Origin of the sequence: Pseudomonas sp. SIMBA_068 (genome assembly GCF_046534705.1) — a bacterium.
GTDB classification, from domain to species: domain Bacteria; phylum Pseudomonadota; class Gammaproteobacteria; order Pseudomonadales; family Pseudomonadaceae; genus Aquipseudomonas; species Aquipseudomonas putida.
The window spans coordinates 1-239 of sequence record NZ_JAWRYI010001535.1 but is presented as its reverse complement, the minus strand read 5'-3'; the positions used below and the strand labels follow the sequence as shown (position 1 = coordinate 239).

Genomic DNA, 239 nt, shown 5'->3' with positions numbered 1-239 from the left:
CAAGCAAATATAAATGTCGCTGAAGGTAAAAAGCAAGCACAAGTGCTTGCTGCAGAAGCAGATAAAGCTGAGCAAATTTTACGTGCGGAAGGTGAAGCTACCGCAATTACAACCGTCGCTGAAGCACAAGCCAATGCACTATTAAAAGTCGGTGAAGCCGCTGATACAGAGCAAGGGCAAAAAGCGATTCAACTTGATTTAGCAACTAAAGCCATTTCGGCTAAAGAAGCCATTGCACG

General features: G+C 44.4%; 1 pseudogene. It reads left to right on the top strand.

The window, feature by feature from the left end:
• Positions 1-239 (top strand): annotated as a pseudogene (locus tag SB756_RS34825) (peptidase); the annotation flags it as partial.